Below are 21188 nucleotides of genomic sequence, written 5' to 3'. Positions count from 1 at the left end.
GCGGTCAGGTTCCTGCCGATCATCAAAAAGAGACGTATTTGCAGTTTTCCCCTTTGGGGAATTCCGATAGGTTGACCACAAGATTTCGTGTTCGGGGGAATGTAGGTGGCCAGATTCGACAGATATATGCTGTCGCAACTCATGGTGCTCTTCGGATTTTTCGCGCTGGTTCTGGTGTCGATCTTCTGGATCAACAAGGCCGTGCGAATGTTTGACCGCCTGATCGGCGATGGCCAGCCGGCCTGGGTTTTTCTTGAGTTCACCGCCCTGACCCTGCCCGGTGTGATCGGTGTAGTGCTGCCTATCGCCGCCTTTGCCGGAGCGGTTTACGTTACCAACCGGCTGAGCACGGAAAGCGAACTCACCGTGATGCAGGCCACGGGATATTCGCCCTGGCGTTTGGTACGTCCGGTCTTCATTTACGGCGCAATCATCGCAGTGATGATGTCGATCCTGACCCATCTTCTGATCCCCGTCAGCCTGTCTCAGCTGCGCCTGCGCCAGGCCGAGGTGACACGCAACATCACCGCAAAGCTGCTGACCGAGGGCGAATTTCTGCACCCTGCCCCCGGTATCACCTTCTACATTCGCGACATCACGCCCGATGGCGAGTTGAAGGATGTTTTCCTGTCAGACCGTCGCGACATGGACAATCCGGTGACCTATACGTCGGGGCGCGCCTTCCTGGTGCGCGAAGGGGGCGGAACGAAACTGGTGATGCTGTCGGGGCTTAGTCAAGTGATGCGCAAAAACGGCAACCGCTTGTTCACCACCCATTTCGAGGATTTCTCTTACGACATTTCCAGCTTGATCTCGCGTGACGAGATCACGTTGAATAACATCGCCTTTGCACCCACGCCTGAATTGCTTTTAACCCCACAGGCCGCGTCAGAACGCACCGGGGCAACCCTGGGACAGGTCGCATTTGAGGCCCATAACCGTTTCAATCAGGCCCTGCTTTGCATAGTCGCGGCCATGGTGGGCTTTGCCACTCTGCTGCTGGGCACGTTCAGCCGGTTTGGCGTCTGGTGGCAAATCGTGCTGGCATTCTTTCTATTGGTCGGCATCAAGTTGGTGGAAGGCGTTGTGTCCGGCCCGGTTTTGGCCAAGGCGGCATTGTGGCCATTGCTATATGTTCCTGCCGCTGCGGGCGCCTTGCTGACCGCGGTAATGCTATACCTAGCCGCCAATCCGGGCTGGTTCAAACGACTGTTTCAACGGCGCAGATCGGCGGGGGGCGCGGCATGATCCTGCATTTCTATTTTGCCCGAAAGTTCTTTTGGACCTTCACCCTGATCGCGCTGGTCTTCGTGGTGTTGCTGGGTCTTATTGATCTTGTGGACGAATTGCAGGATTTCCCCGAATTGCCCTTCTGGTCGGTGGCCGAGATCGTGCTTCTGAACCTGCCCCATGCCAATTACGAAATCCTGCCACTGGTGATGATCCTTGCCACCGTGGCGCTTTTCTTGCGCTTGTCACGATCCTCGGAGCTGGTGGTAGTGCGGGCTGCAGGACGATCAGCGTTGAAGGGGCTGGTCGCCCCGGTCACCGTGGCGGCCCTGATCGGCATCCTGACCATCACCATGCTAAACCCGATCGTGGCGGCCTCGTCCAAACGCTATAACGATCTGGTCAACGGGTATCTGGGCGGCGGCTCGAACGTGTTGGCCATCGCCTCTGAAGGGTTGTGGCTGCGTCAGGGCAGCCCGAAGGGACAGACCGTGATCCATGCGGTGCGTGCGAGTTCTGATGTCAGTGTATTGTTCAACACCACCTTCATTTCCTTTGATCCCACAGGCATTCCGCTGCGCCGTGTCAATGCAGAAACCGCCGAGCTGAAACAGGGCGAGTGGCTGCTCAGCAATGTCAAATTGTGGGATCTGAGCGCGGGCACCAACCCCGAGGCGACCTCCCAACAGTTGGACCAACTGACCGTGCCATCAGCGTTGACACAGGACCGGATCATCGACAGCTTTGGCAAGCCGGAATACATCCCGCTCTGGGATCTTCCCGCCTTCATCGCTCAGCTTGAAGAGGCCGGGTTTTCCGCCCGCCGCTATGCGGTCTGGTTCCAAATGGAATTGTCACGTCCCCTGTTCCTGATCGCGCTCGTCCTGATCTCGGCAGCATTCACGATGCGTCACGCACGCCTGTCCAACACGGGCATGTCAGTGCTGATCGCAGTCTTGCTGGGCTTTACGCTCTATTACATCCGTAACTTTGCGCAGATACTTGGCGAGAACGGGCAAATCCCCATTCTTCTGGCGGCCTGGGCTCCCCCTGTGGCGTCGTTCCTCTTGGCGATAGGCATCCTTCTGCATATGGAGGATGGATGACGCTGCGCGCATTTCTTCTGGTGATGCTGGGGCTGTTTGTGATGCCCTCTATAGGCCACCCCGTTTCGGCCCAGTCCAACCTGCCCGTGGCCAGTGACACGGCAACGCCTGCCCTTCTGGTGGCTGATGATGTGTATCTTTCGGGCGATGACACGCTGGTGGCCGAGGGCAATGTCGAGGCGCTTTATGAAGGACGCCGCCTGCAGGCCGAACGCATCACCTATGACCGCACCACCGATCAGTTACGGATTGAGGGACCGATCACCTTGCAGGACGAGGAAGGCCGCATTTTGGTGCTGGCAGATACGGCCGAGTTGGATCGTTCGCTGCAAAACGGCATCCTGGTCGGTGCGCGCGTGGTGATGGATGATCAGTTGCAATTGGCCGCGCACGAGATGAACCGCGTCAACGGGCGTTACTCTCAACTCTATAAAGCCTCCGTGACCTCCTGTCGGGTCTGTGAGAACGGGCGGCCTCCTCTGTGGCAAATCCGAGCACGCCGTGTGATCCATGATCAACAGGAACAGCAGCTTTATTTCGATGATGCACAAGTCCGGGTGCTGGACACGCCAATCCTGTACCTGCCGCGTCTTCGCCTGCCAGACCCGACGCTGACGCGCGCCACAGGCTTCCTGATCCCAGAAATCTACAGCTCTTCAACTTTGGGCACCGGCGTCAAAGTGCCGTATTTCATCAAGCTCGGTGATCACGCTGACCTGACGCTGACGCCTTTTATCGCCACCAAGACGGCCACGCTCGAATATCGTTTTCGTCAGGCATTTCGAAATGGTGAGGTCGAATTCAACGGCGCCTTTTCAGACGACGATCAGGGCGTCCGCTCTACCCGCGCCTACATTTTTGGCGAAGGACGGTTCGAGCTGGGACTCGGCTTTAACCTGACCTTCGATATCGAGGCGGTGAATGACGACACATACCTGCTGGATTACTCCTATTCCAACAAGGACCGGCTTGACAGTCAGGTGGCTATCGAACGGGTCCAGCGCGATGAGTACATCCGTGGCGCGATCACCCATTTCCATTCGTTGCGCATCGGCGAATCCAATTCAACCCTGCCCACCATCGCACTAGACGCCGAATATGAACGACGGTTTTTCCCGTCCCGGCTGGGTGGTGAACTGGTGTTCTCGGCACTGGCCCATAGCCATTACCGCTCGTCTGATCTGACGACGGATGGGCCTGACTTTGATGTCTATGCCGATGGCCGTGACGTGACACGCATCACCACCTCAGCCGATTGGGCACGCAACTGGGTGCTGCCGTTGGGGGTGTTGGCACGGTTTCAGACCGGACTGGCCATTGACAGTGTATTCGTGGACCAGGCCGGTGGCACCTCGCTCAGTGAGGATACCGAAGTCACTCCCTCCAGCTCGATACAATTGCGTTGGCCATTCCTGAAACAGACCCGCACAGGCGCAAGCCATATCATCGAACCGATGGTCCAGTTGGGCTGGGCTGGGGGCAATACCAGTAACCTGCCCAATGATCAGTCCACTCATGTCGAATTTGACGAAGGCAACCTGCTCAGCATGTCGCGCTTTCCTGAGGCCGACCGGCGAGAACGCGGGCTTTCAGCGGCCTATGGCCTGAGTTGGAGCCGGATTGATCCAAGCGGTTGGGAAAACACGCTTGTGCTGGGGCAAGTCGTGCGCGAAGAACGCCAACTGGACGTTAGCGGGCTCAGCAGTTTTTCCAACACGTCGGGGCTGCAAAGCCGGCATTCGGATGTTCTGGTGGCCGGACAGTTGAAGACCCCTTTTGGGTTGGGTCTGACTGCGCGCGGGTTGTTTGACGGGGCCTATGACACCACCAAGGCCGAGGCGCGCGCCAGTTGGAAAAACGATCTGGCCGATATAGGGGCCACCTATATCTGGCTGCGCGCAGACCCGGCCGAGAACCGCCCCAGCACAACCTCTGAATGGGCGATCGACGGAAGTTACCGCATCTCGCGCCACTGGACGGGCAGCGCCAATTGGCGCTATGACGTGGCCAGTGATCGGAATGTGACAGCGGGGGTCGGCCTGACTTACACGAATGAATGCGTAGAGGCGAAACTTTCGGCCTCGCGCCGCTTCACCTCTTCGACTATTCTGGAACCATCGACAGATATCAGCTTCACCGTGGCATTGCGCGGCTTCACCACCAAAACGCAGGACAAAAGCTACGTCCGGACATGCAGGAACTAACCTAAATGACCCTTTCGTTTCGTAAAATCACCGTCGCCCTGGCTTTTTCGGTTGCCCTGGCACTGCCAGCCATGCCGACGATTGCGCAAAATCTGTTCGAGCCGGTGATCATCGTGAATGACCAATCCATTACCCGTTACGAGCTACAGCAACGCGCCCGAATGATGCAGCTGTTTCGCGCGCCCGGCAACCCGGCGGAACTGGCCCGCACCCAGCTGATCGAAGACCGCCTGAAGGTCGATGCCGCACGCGCGAATGGCATTATTCTGGAAGACCAGGACATCCAGCTTGGCATGGAAGAGTTTGCCTCGCGTCTCAACATCTCGGCCGAACAGCTGATCGCACAGCTGGAAAGCGCGGGAGTGTCAGGCAGCACATTTCGCGATTTCGTGCGCGCAGGCCTGACCTGGCGAGAACTGACCCGCGCCCGGTTCGCGCCGCGCGTGTCGGTTACCGAGGATGACCTTGAGCGCGCCAAAGCCGCCGTGTCGGGAAGCAGCTCCAGCGTGCGTGTCTTGCTGTCAGAAATCATCATGCCGGTCCCTCCCGGACAGGCAGAAGCAGTGCAGGAGCGCGCGGCACGCATTTCAGCAAACACCACCACCGAGGCGCAGTTCTCCGCCGAGGCTCGCCGGTATTCGGCCTCGCGTACACGCGGTCGCGGCGGACGCATGGAATGGATGCCGCTCACCAATCTGCCACCCCAATTGCGCCCGATCATCCTTGGGCTGGCCCCCGGACAGGTCAGCGATCCTTTGCCGCTTGAGAATGCAATCGCCCTGTTCCAACTGCGCGACATCGAAGAGCAGGACGCCCCTGCCCCTGAATACAGCGCAATCGAATATGCAATCTATTATCTGGCTGGCGGGAGCACCGAAGAGAATCTGGGGCGTGCGCAGCAGATCGAGAATGACACCGACACCTGCGACGACCTTTATGGCATCGCCCAGGACCAGCCCCCCGAGGTGCTTGAACGCACCAGCGAAGCCCCTGCAGATATTCCCCAGGATGTTGCTATCGTACTGGCCCGGCTTGATCCCGGCGAAATCGGTACCGTCACCCGCTCGGGCGGCGAAACGCTGGGTGTGGTTATGATGTGTGGGCGCTCTCCGCTGTTGGAAGGAGAAGGCCCGACCGATCAGGACCTGACCGCCTTTATCACCAACAGCCGGCTGGACAGCTTTGCAAGCGGCTATCTGGAAGAATTACGAGCCGAAGCGCGGATCATCGAAAAGGAATGACGGCGCCCGTCGCGCTTTGTTGTGGTGAGCCTGCCGGGGTTGGCCCCGAGTTGGCAGCGGCGGCGTGGTCGGCCTTGCGTGATAGCGTTCCGTTTTTCCTGATTGGCGATCCTGCGCACGTGCCTGAAGGCACCCCCATGACCACGATCACTTCGCCGGATGAAGCGATCAAAGCATCGGCCCACGCCCTGCCGGTTTTGCCCCATATCTTCCCGGGTGATCTGACCCATGGGCGGCCCGACCCAGCCCACGCGCAATCGGTGATCGACGTCATCGCGCGCGGTGTCGATCTGGTGCAATCCGGTGCCGCTCTGGCACTTTGTACCGCACCGATCCACAAACAGGCGCTGCAGGACGGTGCTGGCTTTGCCTATCCGGGCCACACCGAATATCTGGCAGCATTGGCGGATGTGCCACGGGTGGTGATGATGCTGGCCTCGGATCAGCTGCGCGTCGTGCCCACAACGATCCATATTCCCCTGTCCGATGTCCCCGCAGCGCTGACACCCGAGTTGCTGGAAGACACCATTCGCATCACCCATGCCGCCCTGATCCGCGATTTTGCAATTGCGGCCCCCCGTCTCGCCATTGCCGGGCTGAACCCCCACGCAGGGGAAGGCGGCAAGATGGGACAGGAAGAGATCAACCTGATCGACCCGGTGCTGTCCCGGCTACGTGACGCGGGTTTTGATGTGATCGGCCCGCTATCGGCGGACACGCTGTTTCACGCTGCCGCACGCCAAACCTATGACGCCGCAATCTGCATGTATCACGATCAGGCCCTGATCCCGATAAAGACACTGGATTTCGATCGAGGCGTGAATGTCACGCTGGGCCTGCCTTTCGTGCGGACCTCACCGGATCATGGCACGGCGCTGGATATAGCAGGTCAGGGTATTGCCAATCCAACCTCGCTGATCGAGGCCTTGAAAATGGCGCAAAGGATGGCCTCCTGCCGATCTTGAAAGATCCCTTTGAGCCCTTTGCAGAAGTCTCAAAATCTCGCTGCGCGCGTTCGCAGCGAAATTCTTGCGGCTTGAGCACCAACTATCGCGTCGCAATGCAACACGATAGGCGGCCATTCGAATTGCCCGCAGATTACCCCTGTGCACCAACCCGCTCAGAGTAGACACGCGCTGACAAGCAATCGGCAGCAGAGAATGATGCAATCCTTTGTCCCTCCATCTAGATCAGCATACATAGTCTGCTGGCGTCCAAAATCGCGGCATGAATGCCTCGGGCGGATACGCAGTCACCTATTCTGAACAGCGCATACGGTGCATTTTCCTGACCTCCTAATGTCAGACCCGGCTGTGTGTCAGCGTTGAGAAATGCGCTGATGTCGATTTGTCCTGAGTTTACGGAGCCAGGCGCAAGTTCATCATAAAGGTCATCCATCGGAACAGTTCCGGCATCTATAACCACTTGGTCAAAGGACTGGATAAGTCGTTTGCCGCTATACTCATTGCGGAACGTGGCCTGGATTTGATTTCCGTCCCGCGCCAGTTTCGAAAGACGCTCATCGGTCTTTATTCTGACCCCGGCCCCATATAGATTCCGCAGATGAATGGCATGGTTGGTCACGCCAACATCTTCAGCAATCATCCGGTCCGGTGTCACCAATTCTACATTCGCACCTGACGACAAAGCGTATTCTGCCGCTGTAACACCGCTTTGACTGCCGGTTTCATCATAGATTAACACGTTCGATGCGACCGCTACCTCACCTGATAAGATATCCCAGGTCGAAGTGCCAAGAGAGCTACCGCCTTCTACGATGTCCATGTCCGGGATGCCGCCCGTCGCCAAAATGACAACATCTTTTGCAACGTCTTCAATATCTGTCGCATCCACATGGGAATTGAATCGAAACGTCACCCCTAATTCAGTGCAGCGGTCAAAGAGCCACCGCGTAATGCCGAGCATGTTTTGCCGCCACGGTATCCGAGATGCGTAGTAGATCTGGCCACCCGGTTGCGTTTGAGCTTCGAACACAGTGACGGCATGCCCGCGTTCGGCGCAAATTCTGGCAGCCTCCAGCCCCGCCGGACCAGCCCCGACAATAACGATATTTCGTTTCACATCGGCGGGCTTCGTGTCATGTGCCAGGACTGTTTCGCGGCCCGTTACGGCGTTGTGCACGCAAAAGGCATCCCCGCCGCGATAGATGCGGTCGATGCAAAACCCGGCCCCGACACAGGGTCGTATTTCGTTGTCTTTGCCCTGCAAATGTTTTCGGACGAGATGAGGATCAGCGATCTGGGCACGTGTCATGCCGATAAGGTCCACATGACCCTCTGACACTGCATAATTTGCTGTCGCCAGATCCGCGACACCCGCGGCATGCAACACTGGCAGACCGGATGCCCGACGAACCTTGCCTGCCAGTTCGATAAATCGACCGGATGGGAACGCCATGCTGGGAACTGTTTCAGCGACACCCGCCTTGGTCCAGTTGGCCCCCCCTGAGACATTGAGGCAATCGACCAACCCAGTTGTTGCGTGTGCCAGGGCAATGGCAATGCCATCTTCTTCGGTGATGCCGCCATCCTGAAACTCATTGGCGGTGAACCTCAGGCTTACGATGAAATCGTCGCGAACGGCATTGCGAATTGCCTCGAGAACTTCCATGCCAAATCGAAGCCGGTTTTCGAAGGACCCACCATAGTCGTCCGAACGTCGGTTCGATAACGGACTCCAGAACTGACCAATCAGATGCCCCGAGGCCAACAGCTCGATCCCATCGAGGCCCCCATCGCTGCATCGGCGCGCAGCCGCCGCGTAATCGTGAACTATCCTGCGGATATCGGACGTTTCCAACATCTTTGGCATCGCACCATGGGCAGGTTCGCGGATGGCCGAAGGGGCCACCGTCGGAAGCCAGTTGCCACTGGTCGGGCGTGTTCGGCGGCCTGCGTGGCTGAGTTGGCACATCAGGGCGACATCATGTGTATGGATACGTTTCGCGAAATTCGTCAGGTAGCCTACAACCCTGTCATCGCTCAGGTTCAACTGCCCGAAAGATGCAGGGGAATCCGCCGAGACCGAAGACGCGCCCCCGAACATCGTCATCGACAGCCCACCCTTAGCTTTCTCCTCGTGATAGGCTTGGTAACGCTCGCCCGGCATTCCATTCTCGGCATAGGCCGGGGCGTGGCTGGTGCTGATAATCCGATTTTTGAGGGTCAGGTGACCCAGCTCGAAGCTGTCGAACAGACGCTGATAGGGAGACGTGTTCATAGGCACCTCCGAGGGCACATGCTGCCGCGACTTGCCGCCAGCAAGTGCATCTATTCCCGAACGATCATGACTGAGCAATTTGCATGACGAACGACTTTTGCCGCGTTTGGCCCCAACAGGTAATCGCTTAGCTCAGGGCGGTGCGACGTCATAACAATAATGGACGCCCCGACCTTTTGTGACATGGCCAAAATCTGGTCGTAGATCGCGCCATGAGCGACAATGTGGTGTACCTTCATCCCTGCCAGGTCTTGCGCATCCGAGAACGCATGAAGTGCTTTTTGTGCAGCTTCCGTCGCATCATGCGTGAACCCCGAGGGAAAGAACGTCGACGTGAAGCTGTCGAGTGGCTGAACAACCGTTAGCAGATGAAGGACAGCATCGCAGCCTTTAGCGATCTGACATGCCGAGCGGATGGCTTTATGGCTCGCCTCCGGGTGCCCCAGGTCAATCGGAACCAGGATATCATCATACATTTTCGGTCACCTGCTCCTGACTTTTTCGACGCCGTACAAGCTGCCCGCCGACGATCCCCAACAAGGCCAGGTAGGCGGGGATGTAGAACCATTCTTTAGCCATTCGCGAGTTCGGTTTGTTCAATTCGAGAACTTTCCAATCGAAATCCACGCCCCACTTCTGGGCCGGGCTGTCAAAGGCAACATTGTCTACAAAGACCCCCTCCGGATCAAAGCGCATCTCCATGCCCGTTGCGTCAAGCAGGCGATCTTCGCCTGATGCACCTGTCTCGCCAAGCGGAATGGCCACAACACGCTGAATGATATCTCCGCTGAAGTTTTCGCCTTCCATCAGCATCTGAATCTGAGCGCCATTCTCTGCGTCTTCAACGACTTGGTAGATCAAGGTGGGATCAACCTTCTCGAACGGAGGCTGAAGCCGATCCAACCAGAACTCGGGCCGCAGAAGCGACAACGCGATCACAATCATCAGCGCACTTTCCAGCCTGAAGCTGCGCACGAAGAAGTACCCTTGCGTTGCCGCGGCAAAGACACACATTGCGATGGTGGATGACACGATGATAAGCGTCGCACTCCACCAGTTCTCGACGCCGATCAACAAGAGCTCCGGATTGAACACAAAGATGAAGGGCAAGATCGCGGTCCGAAGCGAATAGTAGAAGGCCTGAATGCAGGTCTTCATGGGGTCTGAACGCGCGACAGCAGCGCCTGCGAAACTGTCTACAGCGACAGGCGGTGTCGTTCCCGACATCAGGCCGAAGTAGAACACAAAGAGATGCACAGCAAAAAGCGGGATGATCAATCCGTTCTGCGCGGCCAGCACGACCAGCGGCTGTGCCATCACACTCGCGACAACGATGTAGTTTGCCGTTGTGGGCAGGCCCATGCCCAGCACGATGCACATGATTGCCGTAAACAGTAGCATAATCATGACGTTGCCACCCGACACTGCATTGATGATCTCGGTCATCAGCAACCCCAGGCCGGTCAGAGAGACGACGCCGACGATGATGCCTGCAGCACCCATCGCGACGGCGATCCCGACCATGTTGCGGGACCCGGCGATAAACCCCTGAGTGAGATCGTTGAAGCCTTCGCGCAGACCGTCGCCCGGTCCTCCCGTGGTTTCACCGCGGAAACGAGCCATCAATGGTTTCTGGGTGAGCATTATCGCCACCATAACCACAATGGCCCAGGATACGGCGAGACCCGGGGAGAGACGCTGTACCATCAGGCACCAGACGAGAACACCAATCGGCAACGCAAAGTGCAGACCCGCCATCAGGGTGGGTTTGAGTTTTGGAATCTCGACCAGCGGCGCGTTGGGGTCGTCGATCTCAAGCTCCGGATAATGTGCGGCGATTTTGAGCAACCAGATATAGAGAGCAATCATGAGAACCCCGGCCAGAGGCGTGACGTAGGCGCCTGCGACCATGCCCAGGCCGGTTGCAACCGCATAGACGATGCCAGCGACCAGCGCGACGGCCCCAAACCCGAACATAAAGCGTCCCAAACTTTGCAGAAGTGTACTTTCCTGCACTTTGGCAAGAACCGGCATGTTGGCTTTAACTGCTTCGAGGTGCACGATATAAAACAGGCCGATGTAACTGACGATGGCAGGGACAAAGGCGTGCACAACCACTTCAAAGTAAGTGATGCCAACAAATTCGGTCATCAGAAAGGCAGCCGCCCCCATGACCGGGGGCATGATCTGGCCATTGATCGAAGATGAAACTTCGATCGCGCCCGCTTTTTCGCCAGAAAATCCGATACGCTTCATCAACGGAATGGTGAACGTCCCGGTTGTCACCACATTGGCAATGGCTGATCCTGAGATCAGGCCGGTCAGGCCAGATGAAACAACGGCGGCCTTGGCGGGCCCGCCCCGCAGATGGCCCAACATCGAGAACGACAGTTTGATAAAGAAGTTCCCAGCCCCGCCTTTGTCGAGAAGCGCGCCAAAGAGAACAAACAGAAAGATGAAGCTGTTGGAGACGCCGAGCGGCAGGCCAAAGACGCCTTCGGTCGTCAACCACATGTGATCGACGTATCGGTTCAGCGAAAAGCCGCGATGCGAGATCAGTTCAGGCAGCATTGGCCCGACGAAAACGTAGACCGTAAAAACAGTGGCAACAATGACAAGTGACAGGCCAAGCACCCTGCGGGTGATTTCCAGAACCAGTATGATGCCGAGAATGGAAGAGATGGTTTCTGCGGTGGTCCGAATGCCCCCCGCATTTTCGACCACATCCCGATAAAATACCAAGATATAAAGCGCGCAGCCCGCAGCAAGGATAGCAAAAATCCAGTCGTAGAGCGGGATGTATTTGCGCGGTGCGGACAGAAAAGCCGGGAAGGTCAGGAAGCCCAGGAACAAAGCAAAGGCCAGGTGGATTGCGCGTTGCTGGCTGTCGTCAATAAGGCCTATCCCCGTAACGAAAGGCAGAGGCGACGCCATGTAGAGTTGATAGATCGGCCAGAAGATTGCGACACCCAGAATGATTTTGCGTGCCAGCCCGGAAGGGTCCCGGGCACCTGTATCGTTCTCGGCGATCAGGTCTTCCAATTCTTCTTGATGTGCTTTGTCTGACATGTTCGCCGTCCCCCGGAAACAAGGAAGGGCGCATCAAACCGACGCGCCCTTCGCATTTTTTTGTTTTATTTCAGCAAGCCAACTTCACGGTAATACCGCTCGGCACCCGGGTGATACGGCGCCGACTGACTGTTAGCGACCGCGCCTTCACGCGTGACATAGGTGTACAATGTGGATTGCGCCTTGAAGTCTTCGAAGTTGTCGAACACAGACTTGACCAGATTGTAGACCACTTGTTCATCCGTGTCTGCGGTCGCTACCACGGTCGCGGCGAGACCCCAGGTCTGTGCGTCTTCGGACTGCCCTTTGTAGGTGCCCGCCGGAATTGTGGACGGAGCGTAGTACGGAAACTCATCGATCATCGCGTCGATGGTCTCGTCGCTCCAGCTCAGGATAGACGCGTCACAGGTGTTGGTCGCCTCAGTGATCGAGGACGCCGTAATACCCGTCGTATAGAAGAACGCGTCGATCTTGCCGTCACAAAGCGCCTGCGCCTGTTCACGCGAGGTCAGACGTGTTGCCTGGCCGAAATAGCTATCGGGCTCAAGATCATAGCGCGACAGTGCGAAGGTCATCGTTGCTTCCGTGCCGGAACCCGCATTGCCGATGTTGACGGTTTTGCCTTCCAACTCGGGGAACGCGCTCAGGCCCAGATCAGCACGCGCAACCAAATGTGCGGTATCGAGGTGCAGCGAAAAGAGGAAGCGAAGGTCTTCATTCGCGCCATCTTCTTCGAACTTGGATGTGCCGTTATAGGAATGGTACTGCCAGTCCGATTGAGAGATAGCGATGTCCATTTCGCCCGCCTGGATGGAACGGAGGTTGGCAACAGAACCGCCAGTCGATTCGACGGTGCAGCGGATGTTGTGCCCCAGCTCCTTGCGGCTTTTGTTCAAAACGTTGCAAATGAAGCCACCGGTCGGATAGTAGCCGCCGCCGATACCGGCGGTTCCGATATTGACGAATTGCCGCTCTTGGGCCGAAGCGCCGGTGGCGGCAACCGCTGCAACACTCATCGCGACCGCCAGCTTAGTTAGTTTACTCATTTGGGTACTCCCTATTTCTGTCATTGAGTAAGGATGGAAAAGGCTCATGCGCCCCGCCTCAGGAATGCGGCGACCTCTTTTTGAGTCACTTCAATATGCTTGCGCAGCTTGTCCACCGCTGTGTTGATGTCGCCGCGCTCACAAGCGTCGAGAATTTCATCATGTTCGCGCATGGGGCGTTCTAGGCCGCTGGCCGTCGAAACCAGTAGCCGCAGATATTGTCCCAGCTTTGCCTGCAGATCGTTGATCATGAGAAGCAGCTGCGTGTTTCCGCAAGGCTCATAGAGCATTTGGTGGAAACGCAGGTTCGCGTCGCTCCATTCGGCGACTTGGGTGCGTCGAGCATAATCCGACAGCAGTTTGCGCATGTCCCGAAAGTCGCTTTCGATCATATTTGGGATTGCCAGCTCCAAAGCCCGGCATTCCAAAGCGATCCGGATGTCCAGTAGCTGGAGGATTTCGCTCTCTGAATATCCTCGGACAGCAGCACCCTTGTTGCGCTCAAAAACCACCAATTGGTCAACTTCAAGACGCCTAAGTGCCTCGCGAACCGGGATTTTACTGACGCCAAAGCGCTTGGCTATCTCGTCCTGCCGCAAAGGCGTTCCGGGCTTGATGGTGCCTGACAGAATTTGCGTTCTTAGCTCATCATAGATGGGGTCGGCGGCACTTAGCGTCATTTTGAACATCCGAATTAAATCAATTTCGGATTTGATCCTTGCAAATCGTATACTATTTTGTCAACTTATAATACGTACACCGCCAAGGCATTGGTGTTGTTAAAAAATTAATCGGCTGAAAAATCCCAGTGCAAAGGGAATCAAGGGCATGAAGTACGACATCGCAATAATTGGTGGTGGAATCATGGGGTCGGCTGCGGCCTATTTTCTCGCACGCTCCGGTATCGCTGGATCGGTTTGCGTAATCGAACCCGACCCAAGTTACGAATTCGCAACAACGCCCCAGGGCGCAGGGGGTGTGCGGCAGCAAATGAGTGTCGCGGAAAATGTCCAGATGTCCACATTCAGCCTCGGATTCTACAAAAACTTTGAGAATGAGCTGTCGGACATTCCCGATCTCCCGGACATCAACTTCACCGAGCAGGGTTATCTGTTTGTCGTGACCAAAGACGGTGAAAAGACCCTGCGCAGAAACCAGGCGTTGCAGTCTTCGCTCGGCGTCAACGCCGACCTGATCGACTATGCCGAACTGCGGCGCCGTTTCCCTTCTGTTGAGCGCGATGACATTGTGCTGGGTTGCCATACGCCCGATGATGGCTGGATTGATCCAAATGCGGGGCTATGGGGTTTCCGTCGCGCGGCAGAGCATCTCGGGGTTCAATACATCAAGGCAAAAGTCACTGGGATTGACAGCGACAGCAAAAAGGTAACGTCCCTTGGTCTGGACAACGGCCAGCGCATCGAAGCGGACTTGTTCATCAATACCGCTGGTCCATGGGTGGCCCCCCTTGCCGAGATGACCGGAGGTCACCTGCCTGTTGTTCCCATGTGCCGCGTTCAACACTTCTGGAAATGCGCCCACGAGATTGAACCTCTGCCACTGGTCAAGGACGAAAGTGGCATGTTCTTCCGGCCGGAAGGGGACGGATTTGCCGGGGGGCGTCCCAGTTTTGATATCGAACCCGGGTTCGTTGACGACATCTATTCCGGCTTCTTTGCAAATTACTTCGAAGACACGATCTGGCCGATGATGGCGGCGCTGGTTCCCAAATTCGAAGAACTCAAGCTTCAGCGCAGCTGGTTCGGACACTACGCGCAGAACACCTTGGACGGAAACATGATTATTGGCCGGTACTCCCCGGGCCACGACAATATCATCACAGCGTGTGGATTTTCGGGGCACGGGATTATGCATGCTCCGGCGGTCGGGCGCGCCTTGTCCGAACTGGCGCTCACGGGTGGCTATCAAACCATCGACCTGTCGCGCTTGGAGTTCGCGCGGGTTCAAGAAAATCAACCTCTGCCTGAAATCGGAATCAAATAAAGGGGCAATCCAGTGGCCACGACAACCAATCAAGTTGCCATTCTTGGTTCCGGAATCATCGGGATAGCGACCGCCTACTTCCTGGCTAAAAATCAAGGAATTACCCGGATCACTTTGATTGACCGGGATCAGCCGATGTCGTTTACCTCTGCCCAGTCGGGTGAAAACTACAGAAACTGGTGGCCCCATCCGACCATGGTTTCGTTCACCAACAGAAGCATCGATCTGTTGGAAGAAATTGCGCGAAACAGCAACAACCGGATCAACATGAACCGGCGTGGATATGCGCTGGCAACACGAAATGCAAACATCGATGGGCTGGTGCGACAACTGCACGACGGACTGAAGGACGACGCGGATCGACTACTTCGGTATCACACCGCGCGTAGCTCAAATACCTATCATTCATTTGCCAAACCGAACTGGAAAGGCGTTCCCGATGGCGTCGACATTCTGCAAAATCAAGATTTGATACGGTTGAACTTCCCAAGTTATGACCGGGAGGTTGCCACAATCATACATATCCGGCGGGGCGGCGATATTAGCGGTCAGCAGTTGGGCATGTATATGCTCGAGTACCTCAAAGAACTCGGCGTAAACCGTGTTGTTGGGGATGTGCAGAGCGTGACCTCACACGATGGATTCCAAGTTGAAGTACAGACCCCGGACGGAACGCAGATGATTGAAGCTGATATCTTCGTCAACGCCGCTGGGCCGTTTGCGGGCAAGATCGCTGAAATGCTCGGTGTCGAACTGCCGATCTACAATACCTTCCAGCAGAAAATTGCGTTCGAGGATCGGCTGGGCGCGGTCCCGCGCGCTTTGCCTTTTTCAATTGATCTCGACAGCCAGGAGATTGATTGGAATGCTGAGGAGAAAGAAATGCTTCTTCAGGATCCCGACTTCGCGTGGCTTGCCCAAGAGTTGCCGGGCGCAATTCACTGCAGACCGGATGGGGGCGACGGTGGACAGTGGGTTAAACTGGGCTGGGCTTTTAACGAAACTCCGGCAGAAGCCACTTGGGAACCCCCTCTGGATGACAACTACCCCGACATCGTGTTGCGCGGCGCTGCGCGACTGACGCCAGCTCTCAGGCAGTATTACGGCAAGCTTCCGCGAAACATGCACCATTATGGAGGGTGGTACACCCGAACAGAAGAAAACTGGCCGCTGATCGGCAGTATGGGACCGGACGGTGCTTTCATGAATTGCGCAATGTCCGGCTTTGGAACGATGGCTGCTTGTGCGGCCGGCGAGCTTTGTGCAGCAACAATCGCAGATGCGGAACTCCCCGACTACGCAGCGGATTTTTCTCTGGACAGGTACAAGAACGCCGATTTGATCACGGCCTTGCGCGCCGCTGACAAAGGAGTGCTCTGATGCGAACCGTAATTCTTGTTGGAGCTGGCCGGATGGCTGAAAGGATTAGAAACACCAACTCAGTTTTTGACGCTTGATCCGCACACAAAGCCGTCATTCGAAGAGATATCTGAAGACATTTTTCCCGGTCACAAGCATCAGCACTTCGATACCGCTTCGAAGATACCCAAATTTACAGCTGCGGATGCGGTTGTCCTGGCGACCAAACCGGAAATGGTAGCTGACTCGTTAAAATCGGTGCGAGAATTTATCGGACCGAACTCAGTTTTGGTGTCAGTTGCGGCTGGCGTTTCAACTGACACCATTAAGCGCGCGATATCTGGTGAACCGGCAGCTGTTCGCATCATGCCCAATATAGGCGCCATGGTTGGGCACGCGGTAAGCGCCGGTTACGCATCGGAAAACGCAACGGCGTGCCAAAAAACACTGGTTGCCGCACTCTTTTCATCGATCGGTGTCTTCTCCTGGCTTGATCGCGAAGACGATCTGCACGCGGTTACGGCTCTCTCAGGAAGTGGGCCAGCATACTATTTCGCGCTGTGCGAAGCCATGATCGAAGCCGCGCAGACCCTGGGATTGCCCGATGAGACATCGCGAAACCTGGCCATAGGAACCGTTGTTGCTGCCGGACGTCTACTTGAGCAAACCGCTGATCCGCAACACCTTCGCAAAACGGTAACCAGCCCCAACGGCACGACCGCTGCCGGACTGGATGCTATGACAGGCGGCGATGCTCTCTCCAGCCTGGTTCATGCCACGTTATCAGCCGCTCGAAATCGATCCATCGAACTGGCCTAAGCCAAGTCGCAAGCTGAGTTGTGGATAGCGCGCATTGATATCAGCAAAGTGCTTACGACGTGAGATTTGAAGCTTGTTTGAGTAACCGGAAACGGAAAATCCGTTTCAATCCCGTATTTCTCGTGTCGCAAGCGACAAAGCTTTCTGCACAAGTAATAGCTGCGTTGGCAAAGGACTGCTTCGTCGCGCAAAGCAGCCGTCCGACATGCCATGCAGCACTTGCCTTTTCAGCCCTAATCCTGAATGGAAAGATCATGAGCTCCATCGACACCCTTCCCCCGCTGCGACAGGTGATTGCCGATCACGGGCTTTCTGCGCGCAAGTCGCTGGGCCAGAACTTTCTGCTGGATCTGAACCTGACCGCCAAGATCGCCCGGCAAGCCGGTGATCTGACAGGTTGCGATGTGCTTGAAATCGGCCCCGGTCCAGGCGGTCTGACCCGTGGGTTGCTGTCTGAGGGCGCGCGCCGTGTCGTGGCAATCGAGAAAGACAGCCGCTGTCTGCCTGTGCTGGAGCAGATCGCCGCCGCCTATCCGAACCGCCTGTCCGTACTGAATGCCGACGCGCTTGAGATCAACGCACTGGACCATCTGAAGCCCCCGATCCGTATCGCGGCCAACCTTCCCTATAACGTCGGCACGGAACTGTTGGTGCGCTGGTTGACGCCGCCCGAATGGCCTCCCTTCTGGGACAGCCTGACATTGATGTTTCAACGCGAGGTGGCCGAGCGGATCGTGGCACAGCCCGGCTCAAAAGCCTATGGGCGTCTGGCCGTGCTGGCACAATGGCGGGCTGAAACGCGGATCGTTATGAGTCTGCCGCCCGAGGCGTTCACGCCGCCGCCCAAAGTGTCATCCGCCGTGGTGCATCTGAAGGCGTTTCCAGAGCCACGGTTTCCGGCAGACGCCAAGACACTGGAGCGGGTAGTGGCCAAGGCGTTCAATCAACGCCGCAAAATGCTGCGCGCGGCCCTGAAAGGCTTGGCACCTGACATTGAAGACCGGTTGATCAATGCCGGTATCAAACCCACGGATCGCGCGGAAACTGTCGGCCTTGAACAGTTCTGCGCGCTGGCCCGGCAGTTTCAGAGTTGAACCGCTGACCAGGCAAAGCCTTAGGACGCTCATTTGAGCAAACAAAAACGCGAGCCGAGTGGCCCGCGTGTTCGGTGTTCTGTTTCGAAGCCTTACTCTGCCGCTTCGGGTGCATCGCCCTTCGGAGCATCCTCAGGCGCGTCGTCATCGGCGGGCTTTTTAGGCCTGCGCTGGCGTTTTGGTTTGGGGGGCGATTGCGCCTCGGGTGTTTCCACCAAACCAGCATCACCGCTGTCCGCGACGATCACATCGGGCTGAGGTGCGTCGGCCAGATCACCACCATTAGATTCGCGTTCCTGCCTTTGAGCACGTTCGCGATCCCGTTCAGCCTGACGTTCCCGATTCTGGCGTTCCTGCTCTTCGCGCTTGGCTTCCTGCTCTTTCTGAGCCTCACCCAGTAGACGCAGGTAATGTTCGGCATGCTGTTGAAAGTTCTCAGTGGCCACACGGTCACCGCTTAGCTGGGCATCGCGCGCCAGCTGGTTGTATTTCTCAATAATCTGTTGTGGCGTTCCGCGCACCTTGCCTTCGGGTCCCGAGCTATCAAACACGCGGTTGATAACATTGACCCCAGAGCGGTTGTTGTTGCGATTGCCCTTATTGCGCGAACGTGACTTCGATGATCTCATTGTATTAGCTGATTGCCCTATGCTCAAATCGTCGCTTGATCCGATTGGCGCCCCTTGCGCCGAGTATAATTTGCCGAATCTGACGTGTCATGGCTTGGTGTCAGGCGGGATCGCCCAAACGGGCGTCGGTCGCGTTGACTAATATTCAATAAGCATGCGACGGGGCGCTGTACAAGGGCAAAGGCAAAGAATCGGTGTATTTTCCGCCATATTTGGCCCAAACACCGCTATTTTGGCCAAACCCCGCTGACAACACGGTCGCGCCCATCCAGATCGGGAATCACGGTGATCGCGTCAAATCCGGCCGCTTTGAACATCTCCGAAACCGCCGCGCCTTGCTGCCAACCGATTTCAACCAACAGACGCCCTCCGGGCACAAGATGCGCCCCTGCCCCCGGCACAATAATCCGATAGGCGCTCAGCCCATCCCTTTCATCCGTTAGGGCAATACGCGGTTCATAAGAGAGCTCTGGCTGCAAGTCCGCCATTTCTCTGACGGCGATGTAAGGCGGGTTTGACACGATCAGGTCATAGCGGCCACCGACAGCATCGAACCAGTTGCTTTCAATCAGGGCACAGCGATTCTCAACCTCCAAGGCACTTGAATTGATATGGGCAAGCGCCAGCGCCGAAGCCGAAATATCCGTGCCAATTCCAATCGCCTCGGGCCGCTCGGCCAACAGGGTCAGCAGGATGCAGCCTGATCCCGTCCCTAGATCGAGGACCTCGGAAAACGGTTGTGAAAGCGCAGCATCAACAAGGGTTTCTGTATCCGGCCGAGGGTCCAACACTTCTGGCCCCAGCTCAAAACGATATCCATAGAAGTCACGCCAACCCAAAAGTTGGGAGATGGGCTTGCCTTCACGTCTTTCTGATATGTCCGCAAAAAACACCGCCTCCGGCACGGCCTCCAACTCTTCATGCAAATGGAGGGTGAGCCGTCCCTGCTCGATCCCGAGACAAGCCGCCATCAATTTGCGAGCGTCTCGAACCGGATCATCAATTCCAACACCCCTCAACATTTCCACCCCAATGGCGAGGGCATCCTGAACGTTCACCCCTCCATCTCCGCCAGCAAGGTAGCCTGGGCATCGGCGGTCAGCGCATCAATGACCTCGTCCAGATCACCCTGCATGACCTGATCGAGCTTGTAGAGTGTCAGGTTGATGCGGTGATCGGTCATCCGTCCCTGCGGGAAATTGTAGGTGCGGATGCGTTCGGACCGGTCGCCCGAGCCCACCTGCGATGCGCGATCGGCCGAACGTTCATCATGCGCTTTTTGCCGCTCGGCGTCATACAGCCGGGTTTTCAGCACCTGCATCGCGATCTCGCGGTTGCGGTGCTGGGATTTCTCGGAACTGGTCACGACAATCCCGCTCGGGATATGCGTGATGCGCACGGCGGAATCGGTGGTGTTCACATGCTGCCCCCCCGAACCGGAGGCGCGCATCGTATCAATGCGGATGTCATTGGCATCAATCTGAATATCCACATCCTCGGCTTCGGGCAGAACCGCCACGGTTGCCGCCGAAGTATGAATGCGCCCGCCAGATTCCGTCTCGGGAACGCGCTGCACCCGATGAACGCCGGATTCGAACTTCATTCGGGCAAAGACGTTCTGCCCCTTCACGTGAGCAACCACCTCTTTGATCCCACCCAACTCGGTCTGGGTTTCTTCCAGAACGTCAAAGCTCCATCCACGGGACTCAGCATAGCGTTGATACATCCGCAGCAGATCACCGGCAAAAAGCGCCGCCTCTTCACCGCCCGTGCCGGGACGAATTTCGACCATGGCAGGACGTGCATCGGCCTTATCCTTGGGCAATAGGGCCAGTTGCAAAGCCGCTTCAAGATCGGGTTTCTGAGCTTCCAGCCCGGCCAGCTCTTCTTCGGCCAGCTCTTTCATCTCGGGATCATCCAGCATGGCGCGCGCGCCCTCGATATCATCCAGCATCTGGCGATAGGCGCGGATTTCCTCGACCACCGGGCGCAGTTCAGCATATTCGCGGCCCAGCTGCGCGATATCCCCACCGCCTTCGGCCATCTGCGCCTCGATAAACTCGAAGCGCTGGGTAATCTGTTCTAATCTGTCCAAGGGTATCATGGGGGCGATCCTGTCACGTATTCAAAACCTTTGGTCAAGGCGA

At 56.8% G+C, this 21188-nt stretch carries 17 protein-coding genes; 9 read left to right on the top strand and 8 right to left on the bottom strand.

From position 1 onward, the window contains the following. The first annotated feature begins 126 nt into the window (after nt 1-126). From lptF to pdxA, 5 genes are read left to right on the top strand one after another with little or no spacing between them, the layout of a single operon-like run. Nucleotides 127-1248: an LPS export ABC transporter permease LptF gene (lptF, locus tag V6N02_RS03225; RefSeq protein WP_371224046.1), complete on the top strand. Its 1122-nt coding sequence runs from the start codon at nt 127-129 to the stop codon at nt 1246-1248. Continuing rightward, the gene (gene lptG / locus V6N02_RS03220) at nt 1245-2336 is read left to right on the top strand and encodes an LPS export ABC transporter permease LptG (protein ID WP_371224045.1); all 1092 of its coding nucleotides are present in this window, start codon (nt 1245-1247) and stop codon (nt 2334-2336) included. The genes lptF and lptG overlap by 4 nt, the downstream gene beginning before the upstream one ends. After that, a complete protein-coding gene (locus V6N02_RS03215; RefSeq protein ID WP_371224044.1) occupies nt 2333-4540 on the top strand; it encodes an LPS-assembly protein LptD in 2208 nt (735 codons plus the stop codon). Before lptG ends, V6N02_RS03215 begins: the two co-directional genes overlap by 4 nt. A 5-nt stretch (nt 4541-4545) precedes the next feature. Further along, nucleotides 4546-5781, top strand: coding sequence for a peptidylprolyl isomerase (locus V6N02_RS03210; RefSeq protein WP_371224043.1), 1236 nt, complete (start codon nt 4546-4548; stop codon nt 5779-5781). After that, entirely contained in the window at nt 5778-6746 is a 969-nt protein-coding gene (pdxA, locus tag V6N02_RS03205; RefSeq protein ID WP_371224042.1) for a 4-hydroxythreonine-4-phosphate dehydrogenase PdxA, read from the top strand. Before V6N02_RS03210 ends, pdxA begins: the two co-directional genes overlap by 4 nt. 220 nt (nt 6747-6966) lie before the next feature. Here pdxA and V6N02_RS03200 read toward each other — a convergent pair whose 3' ends face one another. The 5 genes from V6N02_RS03200 to V6N02_RS03180 all read right to left on the bottom strand — a co-directional run bounded on the left by V6N02_RS03200 (nt 6967) and on the right by V6N02_RS03180 (nt 13825). Then, nucleotides 6967-9021, bottom strand: coding sequence for an oxidoreductase (locus V6N02_RS03200; RefSeq protein ID WP_371224041.1), 2055 nt, complete (start codon nt 9019-9021; stop codon nt 6967-6969). Nucleotides 9022-9071: 50 nt separating this feature from the next. Beyond that, on the bottom strand, nt 9072-9497 hold the full coding sequence (locus V6N02_RS03195) for a universal stress protein (RefSeq protein WP_371224040.1): 426 nt from the start codon (nt 9495-9497) through the stop codon (nt 9072-9074). Then, entirely contained in the window at nt 9490-12090 is a 2601-nt protein-coding gene (locus V6N02_RS03190; protein WP_371224039.1) for a TRAP transporter permease, read from the bottom strand. The genes V6N02_RS03195 and V6N02_RS03190 overlap by 8 nt, the downstream gene beginning before the upstream one ends. A gap of 65 nt (nt 12091-12155) precedes the next feature. After that, the gene (locus tag V6N02_RS03185; RefSeq protein ID WP_371224038.1) at nt 12156-13136 is read right to left on the bottom strand and encodes a TAXI family TRAP transporter solute-binding subunit; all 981 of its coding nucleotides are present in this window, start codon (nt 13134-13136) and stop codon (nt 12156-12158) included. Nucleotides 13137-13180: 44 nt separating this feature from the next. Beyond that, on the bottom strand, nt 13181-13825 hold the full coding sequence (locus V6N02_RS03180) for a GntR family transcriptional regulator (RefSeq protein ID WP_371224037.1): 645 nt from the start codon (nt 13823-13825) through the stop codon (nt 13181-13183). Between the two features lie 139 nt (nt 13826-13964). On the opposite strand from V6N02_RS03180, the gene V6N02_RS03175 reads away from it, so the two are divergent. The 4 genes from V6N02_RS03175 (at nt 13965) to rsmA (ending at nt 18412) form a co-directional block, all read left to right on the top strand. Then, nucleotides 13965-15140, top strand: a complete 1176-nt coding sequence (locus V6N02_RS03175; RefSeq protein WP_371224036.1) for an NAD(P)/FAD-dependent oxidoreductase — start codon at nt 13965-13967, stop codon at nt 15138-15140. 12 nt (nt 15141-15152) lie between these two features. Beyond that, nucleotides 15153-16520, top strand: coding sequence for an NAD(P)/FAD-dependent oxidoreductase (locus V6N02_RS03170; protein ID WP_371224035.1), 1368 nt, complete (start codon nt 15153-15155; stop codon nt 16518-16520). A gap of 15 nt (nt 16521-16535) precedes the next feature. After that, the gene (locus V6N02_RS03165; RefSeq protein ID WP_371224034.1) at nt 16536-17318 is read left to right on the top strand and encodes a pyrroline-5-carboxylate reductase family protein; all 783 of its coding nucleotides are present in this window, start codon (nt 16536-16538) and stop codon (nt 17316-17318) included. Between the two features lie 254 nt (nt 17319-17572). Then, the gene (gene rsmA / locus V6N02_RS03160) at nt 17573-18412 is read left to right on the top strand and encodes a 16S rRNA (adenine(1518)-N(6)/adenine(1519)-N(6))-dimethyltransferase RsmA (RefSeq protein WP_371224033.1); all 840 of its coding nucleotides are present in this window, start codon (nt 17573-17575) and stop codon (nt 18410-18412) included. A gap of 92 nt (nt 18413-18504) precedes the next feature. Here rsmA and V6N02_RS03155 read toward each other — a convergent pair whose 3' ends face one another. The 3 genes from V6N02_RS03155 to prfA all read right to left on the bottom strand — a co-directional run bounded on the left by V6N02_RS03155 (nt 18505) and on the right by prfA (nt 21145). Next, on the bottom strand, nt 18505-19041 hold the full coding sequence (locus V6N02_RS03155) for a DUF4167 domain-containing protein (protein ID WP_371224032.1): 537 nt from the start codon (nt 19039-19041) through the stop codon (nt 18505-18507). Between the two features lie 227 nt (nt 19042-19268). Continuing rightward, on the bottom strand, nt 19269-20099 hold the full coding sequence (gene prmC, locus V6N02_RS03150; protein WP_371224031.1) for a peptide chain release factor N(5)-glutamine methyltransferase: 831 nt from the start codon (nt 20097-20099) through the stop codon (nt 19269-19271). Further along, nucleotides 20096-21145 carry a peptide chain release factor 1 gene (gene prfA / locus V6N02_RS03145; RefSeq protein ID WP_371224030.1) on the bottom strand — a complete coding sequence of 350 codons (1050 nt, stop codon included), beginning with the start codon at nt 21143-21145 and terminating at the stop codon, nt 20096-20098. The genes prmC and prfA overlap by 4 nt, the downstream gene beginning before the upstream one ends. Nucleotides 21146-21188 lie beyond the last annotated feature (43 nt).

Source organism: Roseovarius conchicola, assembly GCF_041403425.1.
Taxonomy (GTDB): domain Bacteria; phylum Pseudomonadota; class Alphaproteobacteria; order Rhodobacterales; family Rhodobacteraceae; genus Roseovarius; species Roseovarius conchicola.
The sequence above is the reverse complement of the archived record's forward strand: the minus strand, read 5'-3'. Positions and strand labels throughout refer to the sequence as shown.